The sequence below is a fragment of the Fredinandcohnia quinoae genome, assembly GCF_022427965.1.
GTDB lineage: Bacteria > Bacillota > Bacilli > Bacillales > Bacillaceae_L > Ferdinandcohnia > Ferdinandcohnia quinoae.
This window is the reverse complement of record NZ_JAKTTI010000072.1, coordinates 1-3,804: the sequence shown is the minus strand read 5'-3', so window position 1 is coordinate 3,804 and position 3,804 is coordinate 1. Positions and strand designations below refer to the sequence as shown.

Below are 3,804 nucleotides of genomic sequence, written 5' to 3'. Positions count from 1 at the left end.
TTTGTGCGCCCTGCATGGGCGAATACTCGGTGGTGAAAGTCCACTACAGGCTTGGCAGTAGGAACTGTTAGCGAAAGACAAGGTGGCTATCGTGAGGTAGTGGCTGAAGGAAGTCGGACGCAAACTCCTGAACTGACGAACAGAAACTAGATATAAGGCTGAATTAGGTCGGATAAGGTTGCAAAGCAAACTGAAGTCCAATACTGCCCGAAACCTATACAGTAAATCTAGCGGTTACATGGGAGGAAAGTATTCGCTCTTACCGGGGGAGGTCTTATAAGGGCACAGTGTAAGTTAAATGATAACGAACCAGTGCAATCTTTGTGGTGACGTGAAGATGAATTGTAAGAAGTCAGCCGAGGTCATAGTAGCGTTCGCTGACAGGACGTGAAGGACTGAACAATGATAATTTTGAGAAGACAAGAAGGTGTGGAAATTGCGACAACCGCAGAAAACAGGAAAGTCTGGCTACCGTCAGAGAGATAATGTGGAACATGAAGGGTATGACGGAGTGCATAGTAATTTCCATGGTGAACTGAATAATCAAAATGGTGTAAATCTGTTTGAGAAGATTCTATCAAGGAATAATCTCAACCTAGCTTACCTCCAAGTTGTCAGAAATAAGGGGGCCGCAGGCGTCGACGGTATGACTTACGACCAGCTACTCCCACACTTGAAGGAACACAGGGAAGAGTTACTAATGAAATTACATAACGGAACTTATCGCCCACAACCCGTGTTGCGGGTTGAAATTCCAAAACCTGATGGTGGTGTAAGAAAGTTAGGGATTCCAACTGTTATCGACCGAATGATTCAACAAGCAATCAATCAAGTTTTACAACCTATTTTTGACCCTACGTTCTCCGATAATAGCTTTGGGTTTCGTCCAAAGCGTAGTGCACACCAAGCTATCATACGAGCGAAATCGTACTACGAACAAGGATACAAATATGTTGTAGATATAGATATGAAAGCTTATTTTGACACAGTGAACCACGATAAACTCATGTATTATATTGAGGATAAGGTCCAAGATAAGCGTGTACTACGTCTTATTCGGCAATACCTCGAAAGTGGTATTATGGTAAACGGTTTAGTTCAAGCATCCGAAGAGGGGACTCCACAGGGAGGAAACTTATCGCCATTATTAAGTAATATTTACTTGAATGAATTCGATAAACTCCTTACGAAACGTGGACACAAGTTCGTCCGTTACGCCGATGACTGCAATATTTATATCAAAAGTAGACGTGCAGGATATCGAGTAATAGAGAGTTCAATCAATTTCCTTGAAGGAGAATTGAAATTAAACGTGAATCGTGAGAAAAGTGCAGTAGGAAGCCCATTGAAACGAAAATTTCTAGGATTCTGCTTGCTGCCAACCACAAACGGTGTCAAAATTCGACCACATCAAAAGGCTAAGTCCACAGTGAAGCAAAAGTTAAAGAAAATAACAAAGCGGAACAGGGGGAAAAGCACTGAAGTCCTCTTTGGGCAAATCAAGCAGCTAATGACGGGGTGGATAAACTACTACGGCATTGGAGAAATGAAAGGCTTTATGAATGAATTAAATGGTTGGTTGAAACGACGAATCAGACAATATATTTGGAAACAGTGGAAAAAGCCACGAACTAGATATAGAAATCTTATTCGACTGGGAATCGAAGAGCAAAAAGCCTATGAATGGTCAAATACCCGAAAGGGTTATTGGAGGATTTCTTCTAGCTATATCCTTCATAGGTCTTTAACAGATAGAAAACTGGTACAACTCGGATATATGGATATATCTGCGAAGTACCAGTTTGTACACTCAAATTATTGAACCGCCGTATACGGAACCGTACGTACGGTGGTGTGAGAGGGTCGAACGAATCAAAATTCCGATTCGTTCACTCTACTCGATGTGCGCCCTGCATGGGCGAATACTCGGTGGTGAAAGTCCACTACAGGCTTGGCAGTAGGAACTGTTAGCGAAAGACAAGGTGGCTATCGTGAGGTAGTGGCTGAAGGAAGTCGGACGCAAACTCCTGAACTGACGAACAGAAACTAGATATAAGGCTGAATTAGGTCGGATAAGGTTGCAAAGCAAACTGAAGTCCAATACTGCCCGAAACCTATACAGTAAATCTAGCGGTTACATGGGAGGAAAGTATTCGCTCTTACCGGGGGAGGTCTTATAAGGGCACAGTGTAAGTTAAATGATAACGAACCAGTGCAATCTTTGTGGTGACGTGAAGATGAATTGTAAGAAGTCAGCCGAGGTCATAGTAGCGTTCGCTGACAGGACGTGAAGGACTGAACAATGATAATTTTGAGAAGACAAGAAGGTGTGGAAATTGCGACAACCGCAGAAAACAGGAAAGTCTGGCTACCGTCAGAGAGATAATGTGGAACATGAAGGGTATGACGGAGTGCATAGTAATTTCCATGGTGAACTGAATAATCAAAATGGTGTAAATCTGTTTGAGAAGATTCTATCAAGGAATAATCTCAACCTAGCTTACCTCCAAGTTGTCAGAAATAAGGGGGCCGCAGGCGTCGACGGTATGACTTACGACCAGCTACTCCCACACTTGAAGGAACACAGGGAAGAGTTACTAATGAAATTACATAACGGAACTTATCGCCCACAACCCGTGTTGCGGGTTGAAATTCCAAAACCTGATGGTGGTGTAAGAAAGTTAGGGATTCCAACTGTTATCGACCGAATGATTCAACAAGCAATCAATCAAGTTTTACAACCTATTTTTGACCCTACGTTCTCCGATAATAGCTTTGGGTTTCGTCCAAAGCGTAGTGCACACCAAGCTATCATACGAGCGAAATCGTACTACGAACAAGGATACAAATATGTTGTAGATATAGATATGAAAGCTTATTTTGACACAGTGAACCACGATAAACTCATGTATTATATTGAGGATAAGGTCCAAGATAAGCGTGTACTACGTCTTATTCGGCAATACCTCGAAAGTGGTATTATGGTAAACGGTTTAGTTCAAGCATCCGAAGAGGGGACTCCACAGGGAGGAAACTTATCGCCATTATTAAGTAATATTTACTTGAATGAATTCGATAAACTCCTTACGAAACGTGGACACAAGTTCGTCCGTTACGCCGATGACTGCAATATTTATATCAAAAGTAGACGTGCAGGATATCGAGTAATAGAGAGTTCAATCAATTTCCTTGAAGGAGAATTGAAATTAAACGTGAATCGTGAGAAAAGTGCAGTAGGAAGCCCATTGAAACGAAAATTTCTAGGATTCTGCTTGCTGCCAACCACAAACGGTGTCAAAATTCGACCACATCAAAAGGCTAAGTCCACAGTGAAGCAAAAGTTAAAGAAAATAACAAAGCGGAACAGGGGGAAAAGCACTGAAGTCCTCTTTGGGCAAATCAAGCAGCTAATGACGGGGTGGATAAACTACTACGGCATTGGAGAAATGAAAGGCTTTATGAATGAATTAAATGGTTGGTTGAAACGACGAATCAGACAATATATTTGGAAACAGTGGAAAAAGCCACGAACTAGATATAGAAATCTTATTCGACTGGGAATCGAAGAGCAAAAAGCCTATGAATGGTCAAATACCCGAAAGGGTTATTGGAGGATTTCTTCTAGCTATATCCTTCATAGGTCTTTAACAGATAGAAAACTGGTACAACTCGGATATATGGATATATCTGCGAAGTACCAGTTTGTACACTCAAATTATTGAACCGCCGTATACGGAACCGTACGTACGGTGGTGTGAGAGGGTCGAACGAATCAAAATTCCGATTCGTTCACTCTACTCGATT

The 3,804-nt window shown here is 41.9% G+C and carries 2 protein-coding genes; both read left to right on the top strand.

Features of this window, described 5'->3' with window-relative positions; genetic code table 11:
* The first annotated feature begins 436 nt into the window (after positions 1 to 436).
* The gene (gene ltrA, locus MJG50_RS21895) at positions 437 to 1,822 is read left to right on the top strand and encodes a group II intron reverse transcriptase/maturase (protein WP_240257900.1); all 1,386 of its coding nucleotides are present in this window, start codon (positions 437 to 439) and stop codon (positions 1,820 to 1,822) included.
* A 514-nt stretch (positions 1,823 to 2,336) separates the two neighbouring features.
* The gene (gene ltrA, locus MJG50_RS21890; protein ID WP_240257900.1) at positions 2,337 to 3,722 is read left to right on the top strand and encodes a group II intron reverse transcriptase/maturase; all 1,386 of its coding nucleotides are present in this window, start codon (positions 2,337 to 2,339) and stop codon (positions 3,720 to 3,722) included.
* The last annotated feature ends 82 nt before the right edge of the window (positions 3,723 to 3,804 follow it).